23 protein-coding genes are annotated in these 25807 nt (G+C 35.9%); 6 read left to right on the top strand and 17 right to left on the bottom strand.

The annotated features are described in order from the left end of the window. Positions 1-6: 6 nt before the first annotated feature. The 7 genes from rbsK to IGL30_RS02195 form a co-directional block, all read right to left on the bottom strand. Positions 7-915, bottom strand: coding sequence for a ribokinase (rbsK, locus tag IGL30_RS02225; RefSeq protein ID WP_010720023.1), 909 nt, complete (start codon positions 913-915; stop codon positions 7-9). Between the two features lie 321 nt (positions 916-1236). After that, positions 1237-2196 (bottom strand): mannose-6-phosphate isomerase, class I, encoded by a 960-nt coding sequence (gene manA, locus IGL30_RS02220; protein ID WP_088745022.1) that lies wholly within the window; start codon positions 2194-2196, stop codon positions 1237-1239. A 38-nt stretch (positions 2197-2234) separates the two neighbouring features. Then, positions 2235-3260, bottom strand: coding sequence for a serine hydrolase domain-containing protein (locus tag IGL30_RS02215; protein WP_088745023.1), 1026 nt, complete (start codon positions 3258-3260; stop codon positions 2235-2237). Between the two features lie 828 nt (positions 3261-4088). Beyond that, positions 4089-4937, bottom strand: a complete 849-nt coding sequence (locus tag IGL30_RS02210; protein WP_010738419.1) for a VOC family protein — start codon at positions 4935-4937, stop codon at positions 4089-4091. A 209-nt stretch (positions 4938-5146) separates the two neighbouring features. Beyond that, on the bottom strand, positions 5147-7036 hold the full coding sequence (locus IGL30_RS02205; RefSeq protein WP_010738420.1) for an ABC transporter ATP-binding protein: 1890 nt from the start codon (positions 7034-7036) through the stop codon (positions 5147-5149). After that, positions 7033-8760, bottom strand: a complete 1728-nt coding sequence (locus IGL30_RS02200) for an ABC transporter ATP-binding protein (RefSeq protein ID WP_010720028.1) — start codon at positions 8758-8760, stop codon at positions 7033-7035. The genes IGL30_RS02205 and IGL30_RS02200 overlap by 4 nt, the downstream gene beginning before the upstream one ends. A gap of 15 nt (positions 8761-8775) precedes the next feature. Continuing rightward, positions 8776-9420: a TetR/AcrR family transcriptional regulator gene (locus tag IGL30_RS02195; protein ID WP_088745025.1), complete on the bottom strand. Its 645-nt coding sequence runs from the start codon at positions 9418-9420 to the stop codon at positions 8776-8778. Positions 9421-9638: 218 nt separating this feature from the next. Between IGL30_RS02195 and IGL30_RS02190 the strand changes: the two genes are divergently transcribed. After that, positions 9639-10259 (top strand): NAD(P)H-dependent oxidoreductase, encoded by a 621-nt coding sequence (locus tag IGL30_RS02190; protein ID WP_010720030.1) that lies wholly within the window; start codon positions 9639-9641, stop codon positions 10257-10259. Between the two features lie 172 nt (positions 10260-10431). Here IGL30_RS02190 and IGL30_RS02185 read toward each other — a convergent pair whose 3' ends face one another. Both IGL30_RS02185 and IGL30_RS02180 read right to left on the bottom strand, forming a co-directional pair. Next, positions 10432-11586, bottom strand: a complete 1155-nt coding sequence (locus IGL30_RS02185; RefSeq protein WP_010720031.1) for an AI-2E family transporter — start codon at positions 11584-11586, stop codon at positions 10432-10434. Between the two features lie 8 nt (positions 11587-11594). Then, the gene (locus IGL30_RS02180) at positions 11595-11948 is read right to left on the bottom strand and encodes a PTS glucitol/sorbitol transporter subunit IIA (protein WP_034699568.1); all 354 of its coding nucleotides are present in this window, start codon (positions 11946-11948) and stop codon (positions 11595-11597) included. Positions 11949-12084: 136 nt separating this feature from the next. Here IGL30_RS02180 and IGL30_RS02175 point away from each other — a divergent pair, with 136 nt between their 5' ends. Together IGL30_RS02175 and IGL30_RS02170 are read left to right on the top strand one after the other, a co-directional pair. After that, positions 12085-13116 carry a lactonase family protein gene (locus tag IGL30_RS02175; RefSeq protein WP_010738424.1) on the top strand — a complete coding sequence of 344 codons (1032 nt, stop codon included), beginning with the start codon at positions 12085-12087 and terminating at the stop codon, positions 13114-13116. A 1-nt stretch (position 13117) separates the two neighbouring features. Beyond that, positions 13118-13279: a hypothetical protein gene (locus IGL30_RS02170; RefSeq protein ID WP_010720034.1), complete on the top strand. Its 162-nt coding sequence runs from the start codon at positions 13118-13120 to the stop codon at positions 13277-13279. Between the two features lie 404 nt (positions 13280-13683). Here the strand turns inward: IGL30_RS02170 and IGL30_RS02165 are convergent, their stop codons facing one another. The 5 genes from IGL30_RS02165 to IGL30_RS02145 all read right to left on the bottom strand — a co-directional run bounded on the left by IGL30_RS02165 (position 13684) and on the right by IGL30_RS02145 (position 20055). Continuing rightward, the gene (locus IGL30_RS02165) at positions 13684-14118 is read right to left on the bottom strand and encodes a hypothetical protein (RefSeq protein WP_010738426.1); all 435 of its coding nucleotides are present in this window, start codon (positions 14116-14118) and stop codon (positions 13684-13686) included. 93 nt (positions 14119-14211) lie between these two features. Beyond that, entirely contained in the window at positions 14212-16062 is a 1851-nt protein-coding gene (locus tag IGL30_RS02160) for an LTA synthase family protein (protein WP_185068169.1), read from the bottom strand. 538 nt (positions 16063-16600) lie between these two features. Further along, entirely contained in the window at positions 16601-17425 is an 825-nt protein-coding gene (gene nadE / locus IGL30_RS02155) for an ammonia-dependent NAD(+) synthetase (RefSeq protein ID WP_010720037.1), read from the bottom strand. A gap of 12 nt (positions 17426-17437) precedes the next feature. Next, positions 17438-18910: a nicotinate phosphoribosyltransferase gene (locus IGL30_RS02150; RefSeq protein ID WP_010738428.1), complete on the bottom strand. Its 1473-nt coding sequence runs from the start codon at positions 18908-18910 to the stop codon at positions 17438-17440. A gap of 422 nt (positions 18911-19332) precedes the next feature. After that, positions 19333-20055 (bottom strand): hypothetical protein, encoded by a 723-nt coding sequence (locus IGL30_RS02145; protein WP_123875057.1) that lies wholly within the window; start codon positions 20053-20055, stop codon positions 19333-19335. Positions 20056-20632: 577 nt separating this feature from the next. Here IGL30_RS02145 and IGL30_RS02140 point away from each other — a divergent pair. After that, complete coding sequence (locus tag IGL30_RS02140) at positions 20633-20773, top strand: hypothetical protein (protein WP_014834271.1); 141 nt, start codon at positions 20633-20635, stop codon at positions 20771-20773. 346 nt (positions 20774-21119) lie between these two features. Here IGL30_RS02140 and IGL30_RS02135 read toward each other — a convergent pair whose 3' ends face one another. Further along, on the bottom strand, positions 21120-21488 hold the full coding sequence (locus tag IGL30_RS02135) for a DUF1827 family protein (protein WP_034699551.1): 369 nt from the start codon (positions 21486-21488) through the stop codon (positions 21120-21122). A 197-nt stretch (positions 21489-21685) separates the two neighbouring features. Between IGL30_RS02135 and IGL30_RS02130 the strand changes: the two genes are divergently transcribed. Next, entirely contained in the window at positions 21686-22444 is a 759-nt protein-coding gene (locus tag IGL30_RS02130; protein WP_088745027.1) for a MerR family transcriptional regulator, read from the top strand. Positions 22445-22670: 226 nt separating this feature from the next. Here IGL30_RS02130 and IGL30_RS02125 read toward each other — a convergent pair whose 3' ends face one another. After that, a complete protein-coding gene (locus tag IGL30_RS02125) occupies positions 22671-23594 on the bottom strand; it encodes a LacI family DNA-binding transcriptional regulator (protein WP_123875059.1) in 924 nt (307 codons plus the stop codon). Between the two features lie 16 nt (positions 23595-23610). After that, positions 23611-23883 (bottom strand): hypothetical protein, encoded by a 273-nt coding sequence (locus IGL30_RS02120; RefSeq protein ID WP_088745028.1) that lies wholly within the window; start codon positions 23881-23883, stop codon positions 23611-23613. 412 nt (positions 23884-24295) lie between these two features. On the opposite strand from IGL30_RS02120, the gene IGL30_RS02115 reads away from it, so the two are divergent. After that, positions 24296-25465, top strand: coding sequence for an IS256 family transposase (locus IGL30_RS02115; RefSeq protein ID WP_010721693.1), 1170 nt, complete (start codon positions 24296-24298; stop codon positions 25463-25465). Positions 25466-25807 lie beyond the last annotated feature (342 nt).

The raw sequence follows: 25807 nt of genomic DNA, 5'->3' as shown, positions 1-25807 counted from the left end.
CCTTTCTTAATTCAATTCTTGTTTATATGGAATAGAAGGTTGTGCGCCAAAACGTTGAACAGTCAAAGAAGAAGCTTTATTTCCATAGGTAATTGCTTCCTCTAAATTACTAAAATCAGTTGCTAACATGCTACTCATCGCACCAATGAATGTATCACCTGCAGCTGTCGTATCGACTGCATTCACTTTGAACGCTGGCACGATCCCATTTTTGCTGTTTTTAATCGAGTAAAATGCGCCTTTACTTCCGATCGTGATAATTACAACTTCGATTCCTAATTGATGTAAGTGAGCTGCAGCCTGTTTTAAGCTTTCTTCGTCCGTAATCGAAATCCCTGTTAAAATTTCTGTTTCTGTTTCATTAGGAATAATCATATCTGTTACTTTCAATAACTCTTCAGGCACATTTTCTAATGCTGGGGCAGGATTCAAAATTGTTTTTACTCCAACCTCTTTTGCTAGGTTAAAAGCTTCAATCGTACTTTCTATAGCGCTTTCAAACTGTGCAATGATAAAATCACTTTTTTCGATGATCGCTTTGTTTTGTCTAACTTGTTCTGGTGTAAACGCATTGTTCGCTCCGGCATGGATCATAATACTATTTTCCCCAGCATCATCAACGATGATGTAAGCTTGACCAGTCGCTTGGTTTTCAAGAGTTGCTACACCTTGTAAATTGATTTCTTCTTGTTCTAAAAGCTCAGCCATTGTTTTGCCAGCTTCATCGGTACCAATCGCTCCAATAAAATGAGTAGTAGCTTCTGAACGTCTTGCAGCAACTGCTTGGTTTGCTCCTTTTCCTCCGCCAGCTGAAAATGTTTCTTTCGTGTGGATCGTTTCTCCTGGCTTAGGCATATGTTTGACTCGGATGGTCCGATCTAAATTAATGCTACCGATAACTGTTACAGTGTTCATTCCTTCATCACTCCATATTACATATTAATTGAATCAAACGCCATTCATCAATAATTAAAACGTTTTAACTCTACACCAAAAATATACCACAGATTGAAAGCTATTTCAAGAACCTATTTTTCCTAATTTTTTATTAGCAATCAGCAGCTTCATTTTTACCAGCATTCTAAAACAAAAAAGCTGAACACTTGTGCTGACTTGCTTCAGTTAGATCTTGGTCTAACTTAAGACATTCACAACACAAGGCTCAGTTTTTTTATTTCACAACACTAATCAGAAAAAATAACCATCTGCAAAGTTAACTAATAAATTACTGATTCTTTATTTCGATGCTTTACCTGGTTCAGAGGCAATGATTGATAACTCTCCTTGAACCGTCCATTCTGTCACATCATTTGGTAAAATAAAACTTGCCCCTTTAGTTAATGGGTAAATTTTTTCATTAACAACTAACTCTCCTGCTCCATCGATTACTGTCGCTAATGTATAAGGTGCTTGTTTTTTAAATGATGTAATTCCTTTGATATCCCATTCATAAACATTAAAAAACTCGGTCTCTAAATACGTAACGATCGAAGAATTCCCTTTACGTACTTCTTTCATTTGAATCTGTGGCGTAATAGCTGGAACAGTTGTCACATCAATTGATTGTTGGATATGCAATTCACGCGTATTGCCATTGGCATCTTTACGGTTATAATCATATACACGATAAGTCGTGTCCGAGCTTTGTTGCGTTTCTAAAATCATGATTCCTTTACCAATTGCATGGATCGTTCCACTAGGGACATAGAAAAAGTCGCCTTTTTTAACTGGGACTTTTTTCAATAAGTCATCCCAACGACCCTCTTGGATCATCTCCGCAAGTTCTTCTCTTGTTTTTGCATGATGGCCATAAATGATTTCTGCTCCAGGTTCAGCATCAATGATATACCAACATTCTGTTTTTCCTAACTCACCTTCGTGCTTCATTCCATAAGCATCATCTGGATGGACTTGTACTGATAATTCATCTTCTGCATCTAAGATTTTAATTAATAATGGAAAGACAGGCTCAGTTGGGTTGCCAAACAATTCCTTGTGGTTTTGCCATAACTCGTCTAATTTTTGTCCTTGGTATTCACCGTTTTCAACGACACTTACACCATGTGGATGTGCGCTGATCGCCCAATCTTCACCGATTTTATCATTAGGTATATCAAATCCAAATACTGATCTTAAACGGCTGCCTCCCCAAATCTTTTCTTGAAAAACTGGTTTTAAAAACATAGGTTCTTGCATAGTTCAAACTCCTCTCAATGTTCATAGTTATTATAGCATCATTTTTTTAATAACGCTTTCTCTTTCAAAAATTTTTCAACAATTTCATCACGACAACGAATATAAGCTTCACGATGATCCGTTGGATGGATACGGTTTGATAAGAAAATAAATGCTTCTTGTTCAATAATGTCAATTAGTAAGAACGTGCCCGTATAACCAGTATGAAAAAGAATTGGTTGCTGTTGTTCTAATCCTTTTTTTAAATCCCATCCTAAGGAACGATTGCCTTTTTTCGTTGGCGTATGATCTTGTAAAAGTGAGCGAATCGTTTGTTCTTCTAAAAAACGCCCATTTTCAGCTTTCCCTAAATTCAAATACATTTTTACAAAGGTAATACTGTCCTCTAAATCAAGAAACAACCCAGCATTTCCTGCATGCTCAGCGAGTACTCTCGCTTTAGGATCATGTGTAACGCCCCGCAAAACCTCACTTGAAGCAAGTTGTTGTGTGGGAACAATCCTTTTAGAAGGATAAGGTAAAAACGTACTGTGCATCATCCCTAAAGGCGCTAATACTTGTTCTTCAAATAATTCTGTGGCTGGCTCTTGGAAAATCTCTTCGAGCATCAATCCTAATAAAATCGTGCCTGCATCTGTATATTTCACTAATTTCCCTAACTGATCACCAGGTTGAAGCTTTAAATAGGCTTCGATCAGCTGTTCTTGAGAGAGTTGATCTCGATTAGGAATCCAAGTTTCAATATTTGATGTATGAGTCAGTAAATGTCGTATCGTGATTGTTTCATTTTCAAAAGCCGGTAAATAATGGTGTAACGGTTTGTCTAAGTCGATTTTATCATCTTCCCACAAGCGTAACACTAGGCTGGTGGTAGCGATCACTTTTGTTAAAGAAGCCACATCAAATAATAGATCTGCTGTCATTGGTTGGGTTTCAGGTACGATCTGTGCATGACCTGCTGAAAAAGTTTCAACATGCTTATGCTTAATAAACGCACCAACAACACCAGGATAATAACCTTCTTCAAGTTTATTTAAAATCAACTGTTTCGTTTCTGGGTACATTTTATTCTCCTTCTCTGTCGAAGAAATCAATTTTTGTTCATCATGCTAAGTCAAATCATATAGCTTTCTCTAAGAGGATGCAAGTAGATAAAGGTTGTGAAAAGAGCGTTTTGCCCTGAGTAATAAGGAGGAAAATCTCGAAACAGCTCCTCATGTTTTGAGATTTTTTGACTTATTACCGAAGGGCAGCTCTTTGAACACCGTGGATTAGGTCGTGAAAGAAGCGATTAGCTCCGAGCGAATAAGAGAGGATTTTTTAAAATAGCTTCTCATATTTTAGAAAATCATCGCTTATTGCTGAGGAGTTGCTTCTTGAACGCCGTGGATAAAGGTCGCGAAAACATCGGGTAGCTCCGATGACAATAAGAAAGAATTTTTTAAAACAGCTCCTCATGTTTTGAGATTTTTTGACTTATTACCGAAGGGCAGCTCTTTGAACACCGTGGATTAGGTCGTGAAAGAAGCGTTCAGCTCCGAGCGAATAAGAGAGGATTTTTTAAAGTAGCTTCTCATATTTTAGAAAATCATCGCTTATTGCTGAGGAGTTGCTTCTTGAACGCCGTGGGTAAGGTCGTGAAAACATCGGGTAGCTCCGATGACAATAAGAAAATTTTTTAAATCAACTTTTCTTCCATCATCTTATATCTTAGAGAAACTTCTTTAGTTGAAGAGTTGTTTCTGGTATCTCTTTATATATTGAACAAAAAATCAGCTTTCGATTTCCGTTGCTGCTTGTGATGCGCTTTGCCAACAATGAACAAAAGCAAAAGCCCCTAAACATCAAATCGTTAGGAGCTATTTCTACCTATTCAATTATTTGTCTTCGCTTTATTTTTTGGCTTTTTTTGTATCGATCACAAACCACCATTCGATACCAATCGCATCATAAATTGTTAACACAGTATGTCTTTGATCGATAAAGAAGTCAACTGCAGTTTCATTTAAATGCTGAATCAACTGTTCCATGCTTTCTTGATCAATCACGAATTTCAAGAAATCTAAACCTAATACTTCATGAGTCGGCAATGCTAATGCCTCACTATTTGCTTCTGAGATTCCTACATGGAAGTTCCCTTCATTTAAAACATGTAATCCGTTCTTTTCTTCCCGAACTTTTAGTCCCAGTAAATCACTTAAAAAACGGCGTTCTTCTTCGCTATCAAAAACGTTTAAATGGATTTTTTCAAAGTAAGAATTAGCGGATAATTTTTTGTAACGCTCTTCTGACTTACGTAATAATGACTCTTGATCCATTGCTTCTGGTTGATTTCGTTCTTGAACATTGTCCTCTTCGTGATAAATTTCTAATTCGTTACCTTCTGGATCCTTAAGTAAGATCCCCATGCGCCCTTGATCTTCTAACGCATCTTCAATTGGATAGTTTGTTTTACGGATACGGGAAAGGATATCAGCCATTTCTGCTACCGTTGGAATAATCAATGAAAAACGTTTCAGTTTTTTGATTTCCCCAATGTAATCATGCGCTCTAGGACTTTCTTCCAGCAATAGCATCTCACTATTTTGCTCTTGTGTCCCTAAAATAGCTAATTCATTTTCTTCCCGTTTCAAATCAAAACCGATCGTATTTTTGTAAAAATCAATCATTTTATCTCTATCTTTAACCCGGATTGCTACACTTTTTAGGTAAGTAGTAGACCCCAATTTAAATTCTTTCATTTTTCTTGCTCCCCTCTACGTCCAGCTTTATTTTAACGATGCTTCACATTTCTTTCAAGCAATAAATGGGTTTTTATTAAAAAAAATGTGAGAATTTTCGCATTTTCCACGCAATACTGCAATTATTTTTAAATAACATTCATTATAATAAATAAAACGCATGGAACGCTTCAGATGCTCTTTCCATGCGTTTTACTATTAATGAATTGTTAAGAAACAGCTTCTTCGGAAAACTGGCTATTATATAAATCAGCATAAAATCCATCTTTTTCCATCAATTGATCATGATTTCCTGTTTCAACAATTGAACCATGGTTCATGACAATAATGTTATCAGCATCTCGAATGGTTGACAGACGGTGAGCTACTACAAAGCTTGTTCGATTTTCTAATAAACGATTCATCGCTTTTTGGATCAAAATCTCTGTCCGAGTATCCACACTAGAAGTTGCTTCATCAAGTATCAATACATCCGGATTAGCTAAAAATGCCCGAGCAATCGTGATTAACTGTCGTTGCCCTTGGGAGATGTTGCTGGCATCTTCATTTAATACCGTTTGATAACCTTCAGGCAGTTTGCGAACAAAGTCATCAACATGGGCAGCTTTGGCTGCTTCAATCACTTGTTCGTCAGTTGCATCATCGTTTCCGTATTTGATATTGTCGTAGATGCTGCCTGTAAATAGCCATGTATCTTGCAGAACCATTGAAAATTGAGCACGTAAGTTATCTCGAGATAAATCTCTCGTATCTACCCCGTCATATCGGATACTTCCGCCAGAAACATCATAGAAACGTTCTAACAAGTTGATCAAGGTCGTTTTACCCGCACCAGTTGGACCAACAATGGCCACCATTTCTCCAGGTTTCACATCCAGATTAAAATCTGTCATCAATAGTTGATCTTTGGTATAACCGAATTGAACATTTTCAAAACGAACTTTATATGGTGTGTTCTCTTCAACAGGTAACCCAGATTTTTTATCAGACATTTCCTCTTCATCCAGCACTTCAAAAACCCGTTCCGCAGATGCAACAGTTGACTGGATCGTATTCATTAAACTTGCAAGTTGAGTAATCGGCTGTGAGAATTGTGTCGTATATTGTAAGAACGCTTGAACGTCCCCAAGTGTCATATTCCCATTTGCAACTTTGACCCCACCTAATACAGCAACAAATACATAGCCAAGATTTTTAACGAAGTTCATCAAAGGCATAATGATGGCAGAGATAAACTGCGCTTTCCACCCAGCAGCATATAACTTGTCGTTTTCTTCTTCAAAAACTTCTTGGTCTTTGGCTGTATGATTGAAAGTTTTGACGATCGTATGACCACCATAGGTTTCTTCTACTTGGTTGTTTAAGAGACCTAAACTTTTTTGTTGATCTGCAAAAAAGACTTGGGATTTTGGTGCAATGATCATCACGACGATCAAACTCAATGGAATCATCAGTAAAGCCACTAACGTCAATTGCCAACTAATAGAAAGCATCATAACGATGACACCGATCAAAGTAACTGCACTTGTTACAAACTGTGTTAAGTTTTGTTGAAGGGTACTGGCAATATTATCCATATCATTGATTGCACGAGACATGATGTCTCCATTTGTATGTGTATCATAATAAGAAATCGGTACACGATTCATTTTTGCTTCTAGATCATGACGTAACTCATAAACTGTTCGTTGCGATACTCGTGTCATAATAAATTGTTGCAAGAAATTGAATACTGCAGAAATCAAATACATCACAATAACCGTGGCAATGATTTGAGCAATTTTATCAAAATCAATTGGGAATTTAGAAATTTGTTGCCCCGCTTGCATTTGTTTTGCACCAGCCATCACCCCATTAAAAATCTCAGTAGTTGCTCTCCCTAATACTTTTGGTGTTTGGATCTGGAAAATGACTGCTGCGATCGCTAATACAAATACAGCAATGATCGCAACCGAGCGTTTTGACATATAGCCAAATAAACGTTTCACTGTGCCCCAAAAATTCTTTGGTTTTTCTCCTTTTGCCCCAATGTTTCGACCGGGTCCGTGACCGCCGCCAGGCATTGGTCGTTGAGAAGGTTTGGTCGTTCCTTTACTCATGCTAGATCCTCCTCTCTTAATTGTGAATGAACGATTTCCTGATAGGTTTCATTCGTTTTAAGAAGTTCATCGTGTGTGCCTTTGCCAACTAGTTTTCCTTCATCAAGGACTAAGATCATATCCGCATCCATTACTGTACTTACTCGTTGTGCAACTAAAACCGTAATACTTTCTTTCATATTTTGTTTTAAAGCTTGACGTAATTTTGCATCTGTTTTAAAGTCCAAAGCCGAGAAAGAATCATCAAATACATAAATGTCAGCTGGTTTGACTAATGCTCGAGCAATCGCCAAACGTTGTCTTTGCCCACCAGAAAAATTTCCTCCGCCTTGTTCAACATGACTGTCTAAGCCCTCTTCCATTTCTGAAACGAAGTCTTTGGCTTGGGCGATTTCTAACGCTTTCCAAATCATTTCATCAGTAGCATCTGCTTTACCGTACTGCATGTTTTCTCTGATCGTGCCAGAGAACAACATGGCTTTTTGTGGAACAAAGCCCATCAATTCACGCAAATTATACTGAGTCATATCGGTAATACTTACACCATCAATCTTGATTGTTCCTGATTCGACATCGTATAGTCGTGGGATAAGGTTGACTAAAGTAGATTTACCCGAACCAGTTCCACCAATAATCGCAACAGTTTCGCCTGATTGTGCTGAAAAATCAATATCTTCTAATGCCAGCTTCTCAGCTCCATGGTACCGGTAGTTGACATGTTCAAATGAGATTGTGGCAGCTTTACCTGCAGGAGTCACCTCAGTTGGGTTCTCAGGATCTGAGATACCTACTTTTTCATCTAATACTTCATTGATCCGATCAGCAGAAGCTTGCGCTCGAGGGACCATGATAAAAATAGCTGAAAGCATCATAAAGCTAATTAAAATTTGCATAGCATACGTCATAAATGCAATTAGGTTTCCAACTTCTAACGTCATATCTGCTATGTAGTGTCCACCAAACCAAGTAATTGCTACGTTTGTTCCACTCATAATCAAAGTCATCATCGGCATCATCAATGCAACGATCGTGTTGACTTTAATTGCTGTATTTGTATAATCTTTGTTTGCTAAATCAAAACGATTTTCTTCAAAACGTGTCTTATCAAACGCTCGGATTACCCTTACCCCTGTTAATCCTTCACGAAACACTAGGTTCAAACGGTCTGTCTTCTTTTGCATGCTCTTGAATAGTGGTACCGCAAAAAACATGATTCCGCCGATCACCACTAGCATGATTGGAATAACTACTAAGAAAATTTTGGTTAATTGATGATCTTTTTGATAAGCAAGAAAACTTGCGCCAACCAATGTGATTGGTGCATTGATCATCATTCTTAAAAACATTTGCGTAACCATCTGGATTTGTGTCACGTCATTAGTTGTACGGGTAATCAAGGATGCTGTACCATATTTGTCAAATGCATCTTTTGTTAAACTTTCAGATTTTTTATAAACATCGGTACGTAATTGCTTTCCTAATTTTTGTGACTCACGTGTAGCAAAAAAGGTATTTGCGATTGCTGCGATGATACTAATCAAAGAAAAACCGATCATAACAAAACCTGTTTGCCAAATATAATCAACATCACCTCGTGCTACACCTTTATCAATGATATTTGATGTGAGCGTCGGCAAATAAAGATCTGATAAAACTTGGATAACCATGAACAACGTGGCTGCAATAGCTGAAGTCAGTGAAATCCGTTTGACGATTTTTAGCATGTAATTCCCCTCTTTCTATTGATATACACCGTCTTTCAACCATGATAGTTTTAATTTAAATTCTTTAATGGCATGATCCACGGAGTAATTTTCGTTTTTTGAAAATGATTTATAGGCATGAGCAATCGTAGTAAAGATGATATTCATGATCAATTGGATCAGTAGTTCCAGTTCATGATCATCGTTTACTTTCAGTGTCGTTCGATCAATCAATCCAATTAATTCTTTTGCCTCTTTTTGATGTTTTGCATGTGAATGACGCTGATCATCTTTTGTATGTGGCACGACTTTACGAGAAGCACGATAGTCCAAGTTCATGAAAAGATTACGATAAAAAGAAGCATTTTCCCCGACTAAAATCTCCCGAATGATTTTAGTAAAATAAAGCTCGAATCCTTCGAATAAATCCCCATCGACATCTTTTATCAGTTGGAACATATCTTTTGAACTATCACGTTGAACAGTTTCAAAATAATAATAGTAAAGATCCTCTTTGTCTTCAAAATACTGATAAAAACTACCTCTAGGGATTTCTGCGATCTTCACGATATTTGCGATGGAAGCATCTTTTAATGGTACTCTGGAAAATTCAATCCTAGCTGCTTCTAATAAACGTTTCTGCTTTTCCTCTGGTAGATGAAAAAAAGTTTTCGTAGGCATCTTTTTCCTCCTTCCTAAAATGACATGCTGTCACATGACACTATGTCATTATAACACCAAGAAGATGTTTTGCAATGCTTTTCCATATTTTTTTCATGAAAAGACTAAAAAAATTCATAATTAAAAATCGAACCTTAAAAAAACTTGATAGCCTTTTCGCTTTCAAGTAAACTAGCTATGTTAGTCAGATAACAAGTCAGCTTAAAGGAGAGAATATTATGGCATCAGTTTTAGTAGTAAAAGGGCACCCATTAACTGCACAAGAATCACGTTCAGTTAAAGCATTAACAACTTTTTTAACTAGTTACAAAGAAAATCATCCAGAAGATGAAGTGACTGTTTTAGAGCTTTATCGTGATGATATCCCAGAAATCGATGAAGAATTACTTTCAGGATGGGAAGCACTTCGGGCAGGTGCTGAGTTCTCTACTTTGTCTGAAAGTCAACAACAAAAAATTGCTCGTTTCAATGAATTGACCGACCAATTTCTTGCTGCAGACAAGATCGTTATTGCGAATGCTTTATGGAACTTGAATATCCCAACAAAATTAAAAGCTTGGTTTGACACCGTCAATGTCGCTGGCAAGACATTCCGTTATACTGAAAACGGACCAGAAGGATTAGTTTCTGGTAAAAAAGCTTTGCACATCCAATCCAACGGAGGCATTTATAACGGTCAAGACTTCGCTTCTCAATATGTCAAAGGCATCTTGAACTTTGTCGGTATCGATCAAGTGGATCAATTATTTATTGAAGGTATCGACTATACCCCTGACCGTGCAGAAGAATTGATGCAATCAGCTTTAGATAAAGCTGCAGCATTTGGTCAAACGTTCTAATAAAAGCTACTTGCAAGTTTACTATAAAGTTAGTCCTTACTAACTTTGATTGTTGCATAGCGAGTACCTAAAAATTCATTAAAAAAATTAAAAAAAACGAAGAATCTCGAAAATAGTTAAACTATTTTCGCTTTCTTCGTTTTTTAGTCATGCGTTTTTAGTGCACAGTTGGTTAGTCACTTTGTTTTTCTTCATATAAACTAGAGATAGTTGTATACCATTCAAAAACATGTGAGATGACCACTTTTGCTGCAGCATATACTGGAATACCTAAAATCACACCGACGATTCCAAACAGCTTCCCAGAAGTTAATAAAACTAATAAGATTGTGACCGGATGGATCGCCAATTGATTCCCTAAGACTAATGGAGAAATCAATCGTCCTTCAATCGTTTGTTCTAAAGCAAACACGATCAATACTTTGATCAACATGATCGGTCCCGCCACGATTCCTAAGAATACTGCCGGGATCATTGCTAAAAATGAGCCTAGATAGGGAATCAAATTTAAAAAGCCGGCAATGATCCCTAAGGTGACTGCATAATCGAGTCCAATGATTGCAAATCCAATCATAAACATGATCGCTACTGCAAAAGCCACCGTCAATTGTCCACGGATATAAGAAGAAACTTGATCGTTCATTTCACTTAATACTTTCAAAGTTGGTTTTCGCATACGTGTTGGTAGGAAATTCACAAAATAAGGGGCAAGTTGCTTGCCATCTTTCAATAAGTAGAAAAGGATAAACGGCATAGTTAGCAAAGCAACAATAATCGTAGCAACTGCTCCCACAAAACTTCCTAAACTTTGAACCGTACTTTTTGAAATATCTTGGAGCATATCACCTGCTGAACTCATGAACTTATCGCCAGTAGCTTCCAATTGTTCCCTAAATTGGTTGAATAGAGGATCTCTTAGTATTTCTGTCAATTTATTATCGATCGTATCCACATATTGAGGAAAATGATTGATAAAACTCACGGTTTGCTCTTGGATTTTAGGAATGATTACCACTGTTCCCCAAGCAATCAGTGCCACGACTAATACAAATAACCCGATGATGCTATAGAGCCTTGGAACTTGGCGCTTTTCCAAATAGTCAACAACTGGATTCATCAAATAATACAAAATTGCCGCTAAAATAATGGGTAAGCCAACGATCGCCAGGAATTGCCAGATCGGGGCAAATAGATAGGACACCTTAGTAAATAAAAAAACGATCAATAAGATCAAAAGTACTACTAATAACGCAGTAACGACTTGATTATTTAAAAACCATCGCCAAAACCAAGAGACTGGTTTTGATCGCTTGTTTTTCCCTTCCATAATCTCACCTACTTGTATTTGATTTGTGTACCGACATGAATCTCAGGTAACTGATGTGGTGTTAAGTAAAGACCGTTCACAATACTATTTTCCTCAGAATAATGATCAAAAATCAGCGTAACATGCCCTACTGTGTTTAAATTTTCATTTGCCAATCTTCCCACATGTTCAATCTGATATTCTTGTTGATCAAAAAAAAGTGAATCCCCTTTTTTTAATGAAAATTTTTCGGTAGAAGTAATCTTTTGGATCACTGAATAGTTACGTAGTGTAGTTGTTGCTGTTCGATCAAATAAAATCAAGATCGGTTCTTGTTCACTTACTGCATTTTCTCCGATTTCTTTGATGGTTGCATGAATCATTTTATTCTCTCCTTTGTTACAAATTCTGTCGCTCAACTCTATATTCAGTATAACATATTCTCATTGTTTAACTCTCCTGTTTGAAATGTGCTAAAATAAACAAGGAACCTATTTCATACATTCTAGGAGGGATAAAATGAAAGAAAAAATCATTTTAGGGACGTACACAAGACGTGTGAGTGAAGGAATTTATACCATTGAATTAGATACAGAAAAAGCAGAAGTCTCAGGATTGAAGCTAGCTGTAAAAGAAAATAGTCCAACTTACTTAGCAAAAAGTGAAGCTGGTAATCTTTATAACGTCACAAGTCTGGACGGTTTAGGTGGGATCGGGGCTTACGATCAAGAATTCCATTTTTTGAATGCGGTAACAGAATCAGGCGCTCCTTTATGTTACGTTGCAGTTGATGAATCTCGTCAATTAGTATATGGTGCTAATTATCATAAAGGTGAAGTCAATGTTTATCGTATTCTAGACGATGGAGGTCTCGAAGCAACTGATGCCGTTTTTCATCAAGAAGCAACTGGTCCTCATAAAAATCAAGACCATGCACATGTCCATTATACTGATTTAACTCCAGACAATCGCTTAGTGGTTTGTGACCTAGGAACGGATCGGGTCTATACGTACGATGTATCTGATCAAGGAAAATTAACTATAGTTTCTGAATTTGTGGCAGAACCTGGAACTGGTCCCCGCCACCTTGTCTTCCATCCTGCAAATGAAACCATTGCTTACCTATTTGGTGAACTTGATAGTACTGTTCGTGTGCTTTCGTATAATAAATCCCAAGGCAGCTTTGAAGAAAAACAAAAAATTAGTACACTACCAGATGATTTTCAAGGAGAAAATGGTGGTGCTGCAATTCGTATTTCAGATGATGGTCGATTTGTATATGCTTCCAATCGTGGCCATAACTCAATTGCAGTCTTTGCAGTTTCTGAAAAGGATCAACTGTTGGAATGTATCCAAATTATTTCTACTGAAGGCGATTTCCCTAGAGATTTCGCTTTAGATCCTACGAACGACTATGTCTTATCTGCCAATCAAAATACCGATAATCTTACGCTTTTCGCGCGAAATAAAGAGACTGGTTTACTAGAATTACGCCAAAAAGACATCTATGCACCAGAATGTGTCTGTGTTTATTTTGAAAAGGAGCAGTAACATGAACAAAGATGAAGTATTGGATCGATTACGGGAAGAGTTAGAAATTCCTTTTTTCCAAGGAAAGTTAGAAGAAAAAGAATATAGTGAAGCAGATTATCAAAAATTAAAACAAGATTTACTTCAATATTTTGATGATTATGTCAGAAATGTTGAAAATTAAATAAATGATCGGAAAAGTACTACTTGATTTGATCATGAAGAAAAAACTCGAAACAACTTTTTCACGTTTCGAGTTTTTTGGCTTAGTGTTGAAACTCCGCTGGGTATATTATTTGTTCATCTGAACTACATTGTTTTCGGTGAACGATTTGTTGAGAGCAGCCTCTATAAGTTGAACTTGAATATGGAGGGATTGAGTTGAACTGAGACAAACGATCGGTAAATAGCAAAAACCGTCAAGTTGGTTAGGCTTGACGGTAAAAGTGAATTATTCGATCGAGTAATTCAAAATTGTTGTTGGTATAGGTTACTTTCATATAATAAGTGATTGACTGATTTTTATCATAAAAAACATATGATAATTAAATTAAAACACTCTATTTTTCAATGAAACTTTATACTGTTTTATTTTTTCAACAATAAATTTGTCATTTTTTGGATGGCTGAAGAAATATTTTCTGTCGCTTGATCCTGTTTTTCTTCAGAAGCATCAAATAAGTCATGGTCAACTCCAGACTCTGGTTGGATACTTTGAGTCATTTCTTCACAACCAGCCACGTAGGAAGTATAGGCTTTTTCAAAACTTTTATGAATACCCATTACTTTTGCTGGTGGTCGCAACTGACTGATTTTTTTCAATATCACACGATATTTTTTTGTTCCTTCTTCAAACAAATGAACGATTTCAGCTAACTCTTCTGGAGACAAGTCTTCTGTTTTTTTCTGATCAATCGCTTCTCTGATCACTTGATATTTTGGATGCATCTGTTCACCGATCTCTTCCGTCTCTTTGACCATTCGATCGACTGATTGTACATAATAACCAATATTCGGTAACATTCTTTCTCCTACTTTCGATTTTATTTCTCTTTTATTTTACCTTTTTTTAGCACAATTGAATAGGCTTTCTACCCAGAGTAATAAAGTCATATGTTATTTTTCAAAAAAATTTGTTTGCAAACTGTATTTTTCTCCAGAAACAATATCATATTGAATCATCTCATAAGCTTGATAAAGTTCTGCTTGTTTTTTGTTTAATTGTGCTTCCCGATGCCATTGCTCCTCTTGGTAGTATAGTTCTCGCTCAAATGCTGGTAATTCATTTTGAAGTGCCAACAATAATTGATAAAAACCAGTTGTCTGTTGATTAGTCTGATTCATCAAGTCAGCAGCAAAATAAAAGGGACTTGTAACAGGAGCTTCGGTTTTTTCTAATTCTCCTTGACTATCAAACATCAAAAACTGTGTTTCGTGTAAGGTGTGTTTCTCATTACTATTTTGAATGGTGTCAGAATAGATCCCTGGTAAATGATCTCCCCAGAAAACAACTAGTGTTCTTCTTGATAACTTCTTCAGTTCTTCCGTGAACGCTTTTAAGGATTGGCTACTATACGAAATATCTTGAAGATAATTTTCTAAACTACTTATCCCACTATTATCCTCGGTTTTGGCTGTATATTCGAGCTGCTGATATTTTCCATCATAAGGCATATGGGTTTGCATCGTCACAAGATGGATAAATTGGGGTGTATCGTCCTCTTTTAAAAGATCCATCACTTCTTGATAAGCAGAAGCATCAGAAATGTAGGGATTATCTTCAATGGTGTCTGTATACGTCATCGTATTTTCACTAATAAATTCATCAAAACCTAAAACCTCATAAACATCTTTTCTTTTGTACATCGAGGTGTTATAAGGATGGATCGCAGTCGTATGATAATTTTGATCTTTCAATGTTGAAACGATCGAAGGTAATTGATTCATTTTGGGTACTAACATTGTGTAGGGTGTTGTTAATTGGGCATTGAATAGTCCCATTGAAAAACCAGTTAATGCTTCAAATTCGATATTGGCTGTTCCCCCACCATAATTTTGAGAAAGCATCTGACCACTATAAGTCTGATCAGCCACCGCATAATAATCTGCCAAAGGATCACCGGTAATTTCCACCCCATTCAAACGACTAGGATCTGAAAAACTTTCGCTCATCACATAAATGATATTCGGTTGTTCTTCTGAGGCAGTTTTATTTTTTTCATCTGCCAGCTTTTGATAGTGTGATGTAATTTCCTTGATTTTTTCTTCAGAGTACCCTTTTGGTTTTTCCATTGGATCGATTTTTAAATTGTATAAGAAACCACCAATAAAACCAGTATTATAATAATTCATCTTTTGACTATAAGGAATCCACAAAGCCGTTTTGTTATATGCTTTACGTAATAAATTATTTGGGTTATTGAAATGACTAATATAAATAAGCGCAAAGATCGTAGTAAATAATGTGATCACTCGGATGGCTTGAAATTTCTTGTCTTTCTTAAAACTCCGATAGATAGCCCAGCAACCACCTGCTACCACTAATAGGATCATTCCTGCTAATAGATAAAACGAGGTTGTGCCTGTCATATCTTTTAATAAACCAAACTCTTTGATCATCTTTAGGTCGTCGGGATAAATCGGTTCTTGTCGATAGGTCATTTTTAAATAGTTTGCGTAACCTAATATTCCAATGCCAACAAGATAAAAGAATGTTCCAAAGAGAAAAGAACCTAATACTGCCACTAAAAAAAGGAAGATCATTAATAACACTAAACAAGCTAATAAAAATTTTTCCGTATGCCACGAAAAAGCAAATTTTACAGCTAGATCAAAAGAAAGATCGTTTTGACACCATTGTAAATACAAATTGCTTAGTCCAACGACAAAAACGATACTTATCGCCACTAATGTATATTTTAACCAATTTTTCTGTTTGACAGACAATTGATTGAGACTATCTTTTATATGTCTTTTCAAATGGATACTCCTTTAATTCATTTATTATTCGATACCGCTTTCCTTATTTTAATGATTTCCAGATAACAAGTAAAGAACTGTCTGCAAACCCTTATCTTTTTTTATTCGTTGTCCGATTTGATTGTTCACAAATTGTCGACTGCTCAATATCGTATTGTAAAAGCATAACAATAGTATGCAAGTAGCGACTTATAAAAAAGGCGTTAAAAAATCCTCCATGCGTTTATAATCTTAATTAATAGTACTTCATTGACGTACTACTACAGAATAGAACTGAAACCCAGTGAATAGCTATTTTTAATCTTTTGTCTTAAATCTTGAAAAAGAACATGCGGTTCATATTCTCTTGATAATAGAAATAACCCGCTATATCCAGAAAATGCGAGAAGCTGTTTTCGGATATAGCAGGTTATTTTTCCATCTGAACTTTACTATGACAACCTTATTTTTTACTAAATGACGAGTTCATTAAAAACAAGCAATGTTACTTCATTCATTGGTGTGATCTTCAACAAAGTTTTTAGGCTTATTTCCAAAAATCATCTAACACCGAGATAGGTAAGTGTCGTTTATGCTGAGTTTTGTTCCACCAAGCTTCAATTTTTTGTTTGGCATCTGTTGGAACTTCTTTACCTTCTAAATAATCATCAATCTCAGTGTAAGTAACACCTAAAGCAACCTCATCAGCGATCAACGGCTTGCCATCTTCCAAATCAGCTGTTGGGATTTTGGTATAAAGTTTCTCAGGTGCCCCTAGTTCTTGTAATAATTGTTTTCCTTGACGTTTGTCCAAGCGGAATAATGGTAACAAATCGGCGCCACCGTCGCCATACTTTGTAAAGAAACCAGTAATGTTTTCAGCTGCATGATCCGTTCCCAGGACTGCTCCTGCATGACCACCTGCAATTGCATACTGTGTGATCATCCGTTGACGAGCTTTGATATTTCCTTTATTGAAGTCACTGACTTCGATCCCCGCAGCGACTAATTCAGCAACTTGCGCATCGACAGCAGGTTTGATATTCACTCGTAGGCGAACGTCAGGCTGGATAAATTCAACTGCAGCTTTCGCATCCTCTTCGTCTACTTGTTCGCCATAAGGTAAGCGTACAGCGATAAATTGATAACGATCGTCTTGTGTTTCTTCACGCATTTCTTCCATTGCTAATTGAGCCAAACGTCCCGCTAACGTAGAATCTTGTCCCCCACTGATTCCTAAAACAAAAGTTTTTAAGAAAGGATATTTTTTTAAATAAGCTTTCATGAAATCAATACTAGTTCGAATCTCACCTTGTGGATCAATGGTTGGTTTGACACCTAATTCTTGGATAATCTCTTCTTGTAAGCTCATTCTTTTTCCTCCTTAATATTCATTATACAAAGTAGCTACGTTTTTCTTCATCCGTTCCATCGTAGCCATTTTATGATTCCAACAATCTGTTGATAAATCAACTGGGTATTTTTGTGGATTAAGGTCACGTTTGTACTCTTCCCACAGTGAATCAAGGTTATCACGTGTATATGCTTTGATTTCATCTAAAGTTGGTAATTCATAGACCCGTTCGCCCTTCACGAAAATATCTTGTAAGATAGGTCGAGCGGTAAAATCACGCACCGTTTTATTGATAAAGGTATGCACAGGATGAAACATAAAAATCTCTGCTTCCTCTCTAGGATCTTCATCCCAAAGCGTAACGTAGTCTCCTTCTGATTTGCCATCAAAATTGCGAGTGATTCGCCACACTTGTTTCTTGCCAGGAGTTGTTACTTTTTCTGCATTGCTGGAAAGCTTGATTGTATCGATCATTTTGCCCTCTTTATCTTCAATTGAAACCAATTTGAAGACTGCACCAAGCGCAGGTTGGTCATAGGCTGTAATCAATTTCGTTCCTACACCCCAAACGTCGATTTTAGCTTTTTGCATTTTTAAATTTAAAATCGTTGCTTCATCTAAATCATTTGAAGCATAAATTTTAGCCTCAGTGAAACCAGCAGCATCTAATTGTTCACGAACACGTTTCGAAATATACGCCATGTCGCCACTATCGATACGAACCCCAAGGAAATTGATTTTATTGCCTAATTCTTTTGCTACACGGATCGCACTAGGCACACCAGATTTCAAGGTATCGTAAGTATCAACTAAGAACACGCAGTCTTTATGAGTTTTCGCATAAGCCATAAACGCTTCATAATCATTTCCATAAGATTGAACAAGTGCATGCGCATGCGTTCCACTTGCAGGAATCCCAAAGATTTTCCCAGCTCTGACATTACTAGTAGCATCTGCTCCACCGATGTAAGCAGCTCGAGTTCCCCAAACAGCAGCATCCAATTCTTGCGCTCTTCTAGTACCAAATTCTAACAATGGATCATCGCCGATCACTGATTTGATTCTTGCTGCCTTCGTAGCGATCAACGTTTGAAAGTTCACCATATTCAGTAGGGCTGTTTCAATCAATTGACAATGTGCTAACGGACCTTCCACTTGGATCAACGGTTCATTGGCAAACACTAATTCACCTTCACGCGCCGAGCGGACAGTAGCTTTAAATTTAAATTCTTTTAAGTATGTTAAAAAACCTTCTGGGTAGATGTCCATTTTGCGTAAGTATTCAATGTCTGACTCACTAAACGTCAAATTTTCTAAGTATTCCACAAGACGTTCTAATCCTGCAAACACGGCATACCCATGGTTAAATGGCATATCACGGAAATAGCATTCAAAAACAGCGTGGAGATCCGCACGACCTAATTCCCAGTACGTTTGCATCATGTTGATTTGGTATAAATCAGTATGCAACGTCAAACTGTCATCTGGGTAAATTTTATTCATCTTTATATTACTCCTCTTGGCAAGTTTTCATTTCTTATCCATTATAACAAAAAAACGCTAGAGTAGAAGAAATCTTGATTATTTTCTGAAAAAGGACAAATGAAAATAAATTTATCACCCAGAACAATAATGAACCAACCTCAAAAAATTTAGACTAAAAAGTGACCTTTTTTGGGGTCGACTTTTTTATGGTTACAGACAATTTTGAAGTGAAATTAAAAGTTGTCCAATCTTCCATGATTTTTCCGAAAAAACTGAATTTAATCACCGCTTCTCTCATAAAAGACTACAGACATTAGGCTGTTCGCCCTCCGTACAGTGCAGAGGACAAACAGCCTATGTCAATTTTTTTACTTCCCACTTTTAGGTGTCGTGCCTATAGGAATATTTAAAGAAGTGAAAGGTTATAAATTTTCTATTTTTTATAAATGAACAGATAGTGCTAATAAACTTTCCGCCTTCTTGCATAAATTACTTAAATGAACGATGTCGCATTTTCCTACAGCCTTAAGAATCAGTGTTCTAGCTTCTTTGATCGTTTCAGTTGTTGTGTTTGGAGATAATGTGGTATATGTATTGTCGGTAAATAAATTGTTTACAGCCTCTACAGCATTTTGGACAGCTGAATCTACTGAATTGGTACTTTCTAATAACAATTTTTCCGCCTTCTTGCATAAATTACTTAAATGAACGATGTCACATTTTCCTACGGCCTTAAGAATCAGCGTTCTAGCTTCTTTGATCGTTTCAGTTGTTGTGTTTGGAGATAATGTGGTATATGTATTGTCGGTAAATAAATTGTTTACAGCCTCTACAGCATTTTGGACAGCTGAATCTACTGAATTGGTACTTTCTAATAACAAGCTTTCCGCCTTCTTACATAAATTACTTAAATGAACGATGTCACATTTTCCTGCGGCCTTAAGAATCAGCGTTCTAGCTTCTTTGATCGTTTCAGTTGTTGTGTTTGGGGATAATGTGGTATATGTATTGTCGGTAAATAAGTTGTTTACAGCCTCTACAGCATTTCGGACAGTTGAATCTGAGACAGTTACTTGTTGAGCTGCATTAACTGTCATGGTATTTATTGTCCCAGCACCAATGCACAAAAACGAGGTAAATAATAATAGTTTACTATATTTCATCAAATCAATCCTTTTATATTTTATTTTTTATCATGACATCCTAAAGTCTATATTCTCTAACCATTAATAAATGTCGGTATTGATTTTTCTCCAAGTAATCGGATGATTATGTTTATTCTATACTAGATGTCTGTATGGGTTTAAATTTGATCATCATCTAAATAAAGCATCCTTGGATTCAATAGAGATCTAATAATACATAGTTACATAAACTTAATTTTCTTTTCCTAAATAAAAAAATATTACACTTTGCGCTTTCTTATATATTTAACGACCTCCCTTTATCTATAGTAATAAGATTTATGTAACGTATCTCCCGACACTTAGCATTATATACTGATAAAGAGGTACCATCATAAATTTTTTTTATATTTTAATAAGTATTAGGAAAGATTTATAGTTTGATGTTGGAATTGTTGTAATAAACTAGATAAAAAGTGAAGGAAAATCGAGGATTTCTACTATGCCAAGATATTCAGTTGATAAAGTAAGTAAAATTGTTGCCGTCAACCTAATGATCGAAGAATAATTTTTTGTGAAAGAAGTTAGCCTGTAGCTAAAAAAACAGGCTCACCGCTTGTATCGTTGGATTCAAGAAGTTAAAAAATATAAAGCAAGTGCGTTTCTTAGAAAAGGGAACGCACTTTTTGATGCTCATGATGACATGAAGAAGTTAGAACAAGAAAAGCATTACTTAAGAGAGGAACGAGGCTTATAAAAAAAGTTTCTGGTTTTCTTGAAGTCAAACAAGCGTCCGATTCCAGTTCTAAAAAAACAGAAAGAAGAAAACTTCTTTCTGTTGAAATTATCCTAAGATTTCTCTTTACCAACATCGTTTGACAAAGAGCCTCAATTCAGAGACATCAATCCAAACTCAGATGGAAATATTTAAATGTATTAAAACTTACTACAATACTAAATGGATGTATTTTTCCCTTGACCATCCATTCCTAGAGACCTTGAAAAAATTTTTTCTCTTATTCTCTGAACCAAGTATCTAGTTTTTCTTAACAGCTCCAATTTTTGAGGCCGGTACACAACTTACTCATTTGCAGAAGACTGTTTTATTTTTCCTCCACTGAACGACCTACTTTCTGTTCAACAATCACGATATCTTTATTTGGTCGTTTGAATTGGACACCTGCTCGTTCTAAGTCTTGTTTTACACCAATATGGACCTTGACGTCTTCACGTTCTGCTTTCAAAATACGACGGATTGCAAAATCAATTTCTTGCTTGGTGATTTTTTTCTTCGTATTAATCATCAATAATTGGGATTTTTCATACGTATCAATGTATAAAATCTGTGTTCGATCAAGCGAATAAAGTTTATAGTATTTGATGGCTTTGCTACTAAAGAAAAAATCTACTACTTTAGGATAAAACGTCTTAATATTTAAATTACTTGTAACTGGCGTTTCGATTAATTTCATCTTATTCCTCTTTTCTATTATTATTTATAACAAGCGCCCAACAAAGGAATCGCTTTCAACATGACATATTTAAAGCAGAAAAATTCGTTTTTCTACTTTACTTATTATAACATAAAAATAAACACAAAAAAATATTCAAAATTTCTTGACCTTCTAGTTACGTCAAGGAATAAGATCATTCTATAAGGAGGTTAAGCATGGAATATACTATAAAAAAAATGGCAGAAATTTCTGGTGTTAGTCCTCGTACCCTGCGTTTTTACGATCAGATCCACTTACTGAAACCATCACGGGTGACTGAGTCTGGCTATCGGATCTACACAAGCCAAGAAGTTGACCGACTACAACAGATTTTGTTTTATCGCTCCCTTGATTTTAAGTTAGAACAAATTGCAGAAATTTTAGATAATCCAGCTTTCGATCATCGACAAGCGTTGATCCAACATCAAGAAATGTTACAAGAAAAAAGAAAACAGCTCGACACACTATTAATGACTATTCAACATACATTGGAGAGTTACGAAGGAGGAAAACCGATGAAAGATCATGAGAAATTTGAAGGATTTAAAAAACAAAAAATAATGGAAAATGAAACAAACTATGGACAAGAAATACGAGAAAAATATGGTGACGACACCATTGAAAAAGCAAATAAAAAATGGCAAAATATGGCAGAGGAAAAATTTGAAGAAATGCAGTCTTTAGAAAAACAACTCTTAGCTGATTTGTCAGCTTATTTACAATCAGACTCTGATCAAAAACTAGCATTGAAACTATTTGAAGAACACAAAAAATGGCTTACTTTTAGCTGGCCTTCTTATAGTTCCGAAGCTCATCGTGGCTTAGGCTTATTGTATATCTCTGATGAACGATTCACCGCTTACTATGATGAGCGTTGTGGGAGCGGAGCTGCCCAAGCATTGAATACGATCATTCAAACATACGCGGTTGAATAAGTTGTCTTTGAGTGGACGTTCATTTTAGGAAATAAGTAGCGAAGATCTCACTTTATGATCCATCCTGTCAGAATGCAGACACTACATTCTTTCATAATCCATTGACGTCAAAAAGAAACCGAAGCAATCACAAAAATAGGAGAAACTATTTTTGGCTATTCGGTTTCTTTTTTAGGTTTTTGCGTTACTTCGATCTACTTTTGATTACGCATTAAAACCATTTCGACTATCGCACAATAAATTGATAAGGAATTTTGATTTGATCTTTTTTTTCTTCGATAAAAAGTAGAAAGGCCGTTTCTCCACATTCTCTTAAGCCATGATCAATCGTCGAAAAAGACATTAGCTCACTGATCAACAGATTATCACGACCAACAAGACGTTTTTTACTTTCTAAGATGGAGCTTTGCAATATACCGGCAGCAACTGTATCTGAATTAGTGAAGACACCATCTACCTTTTTTTCTTTAAAATACGTCGCTGCATTCACCCCTTGTTCATAGTCAATACAGTTCCAAAAAACATTTTCCTCTTTGAAATCGGGAAATATTTTTTTACAAAGTTCCAACGTCACTTTTGTATTAAAACTAAGACGACCACTTCTTCCTAAAGTAACGCCAAGATTTTCCACGCCTTGATTTTTTAAATACAATAATGCTTCAGTAATAGATTGTTCACGATCGATAAACACGCAACCAGCTTCTGTTTCTTTTATTTCTTCACAAAAAATGATTGGCCCATACTTTTGATAAGAGAGCAATACATCTAAACTGTTGGCACGAGAAGTAACGATCAAACCATCAAATCGTTTACCTGCAAATTCTTCTAAATACATTCTCTCTCTTTCTGCCTGATAATTTGTTGGTAACAAGGTCACCTGATAATCTTCGTTGAAGGCGACTTCAATGATCCCACTAAGCAATTGATCGAAATAAGGATGATCCGTATAAGGCAGAATAACACCAATATTTTTTGTTTTTCCATAACTGAGCTGTCTGGCACTTGCATTAGGAACATACGATAACTCATTAATGACGGATAGAATCTTAGCACGTTTTGTTTCGTCAACATAAGGATGATTATTGATCACCCGTGAAACGGTAGAGACAGAATAGCCCGTCAGTTTTGCAATATCTCTGATGTTTGTCATGCTTTACTAAAACCACCTATGCAAAAAGATTTTCTTGTAAATAGTCTACCACAGCATGCCCACATTCAAAAAATTGATAGAACGTTCCATCATATTCAAAGCTAATACGTTGCCCACCCAGATACGTATCTTTAGCCAATCCACTAATTTCATCTAAAGGAATTTTTTTCATTACCGTTTTATTTAACCCTTGAGGACTAGACAATTCAAGCATTGTTTCTTTAAATTCAACAAAAGCATAAAAATAGTCATTCGTAGCGCCATTGGTCGTTTTGATATAAGTATTCATCAGTAATTCCTCCTTTTTGATGAATTGAGTATAGCTTATGAAACGCGTCTCATAGCAAGATCTTTGCTTCACCTTCTAAAAAAACGAGCAATACGATACATACTCTTGTCTTTAAATTTTTAAACTTATCTTTGAATCTTTAATTAAAAAGTAGAACTTTATTTTAAATATCTAGAAAAATAAGTTCGGGTTCCTCGTTAAAAATCTGCTACTATGCATTTAAAACAGTAACTGAGAGGAGTTTTTCAATTGTATAAAAAGCAAAAAAAAGCAGGTATACTGAAAAGAATAATGAGACTAATAAAGTATAAAATAAAGGAGAGTGTAAAATATTTTGTGTAAATAGAAAAAAGGAAGTCCCTTCTGTAGAATAGAGTTACCACAACACATTCACAGAAAAGAGGACTTCCATATGAACGATTTTACTACAGAAATTCTAAAGACTCTAGCGAACAAAGGCGATTTGAATGAATTATTCCGTGTCCATTTGGAAAAAGCTGTCAATACGCTTCTCAAAACGGAGTTAACGGCTTTCCTCGATTACGAAAAGTACGATCGCATTGGTTTTAACACGGGTAATTCTCGTAACGGCTCCTATGACCGTACGGTCAAGACCGAGTACGGGGAACTTCATCTCCAGATTCCGCGCGACCGCAACGGCGAGTTCAAGCAACAGACTGTTCCTGCTTATAGACGGACGAATGATACCTTAGAGGAGACCGTCATTCACCTCTTCCGAAAAGGTATTACCATGTCGGAAATCGCAGACTTGATTGAGAAAATGTATGGGCATCACTACACGCCCCAAACCATGTCCAACATGACTAAAGTGCTGACTGAAGAAGTAAATGCATTTAAAGTTAGAACTCTAAATGATAAGTATGTCGCTATTTTCATGGATGCTACTTATATTCCTTTAAAAAGACAAACTGTTTCAAAAGAAGCAGTTTATATTGTAATTGGCATTCGATTAGATGGAACCAAAGAGGTTCTTGGGTTTAGTCTTGCTCCAACTGAATCTGCTTATGTTTGGAAAGAGATTCTTCAAGACCTAAAAGACCGTGGTTTAAAAGAGGTTTTATTAGTCGTAACTGATGGTTTAAGTGGCATTAACGATAGTATTCATAGTGTTTATCCAAATGCTCAATTTCAACAATGTTGTGTCCATATATCTAGAAATATCGCTCATAAGGTTCGTGTTAGTGATCGACAAGAAATCTGTAGCGATTTCAAATTAGTTTATCAAGCAAGTTCAAAAGAAGAAGCAAATAATCAAATAAGGTTTATGATAGATAAATGGAAAAAGCAGTATCCACGAGTGGTTAAATTGCTCATGAATCCTGCTATATTAACCTTTTATAATTTCCCTCCGTCAATCAGAAGAACTATTTATTCAACTAATTTGATTGAAGGTTTTAACAAACAATTAAAGAAATATACCAAAAGAAAAGAGCAATTTCCTAATGAAGAATCTCTGGAGAGATTTCTAGTATCTCAATTCAACAACTATAATCAAAAGTTTCTATGCCGAGTTCATAAAGGTTTTAAAGAAATACATGATACATTAGAATCAATGTTTTAACTTAATCAACAGAATGGGCTTTTCCATTTACACATAATTCTTGACGCAACCAAATAAAGACCATACTACAACGCAGAAGATTAGTAAAAATAATGAGAAGAAAACATCGAATAAACGAACGAATGTCTAACCTAGTAAACATTAAAGAATACTGCCTAGTAGAGAAACCTATGCCATTAAAAAGTACAAAGGAAAATAATCACTCCATGTTGTCTAAGAATGAGAATCTGAAAAATATGAAGAATATAAAGAAGAAAAAAGACAAAAATAGTAGCACATCAAGATCCTCTAACTTCATTTATATTGGTCTTTCTAACAATAGAGATAGTTCTAGAGCCTAAG

This window comes from Enterococcus sp. DIV1089c, from assembly GCF_050530965.1.
Taxonomy (GTDB): domain Bacteria; phylum Bacillota; class Bacilli; order Lactobacillales; family Enterococcaceae; genus Enterococcus_B; species Enterococcus_B hirae.
This window is presented reverse-complemented; position numbering and strand designations above follow the sequence as displayed.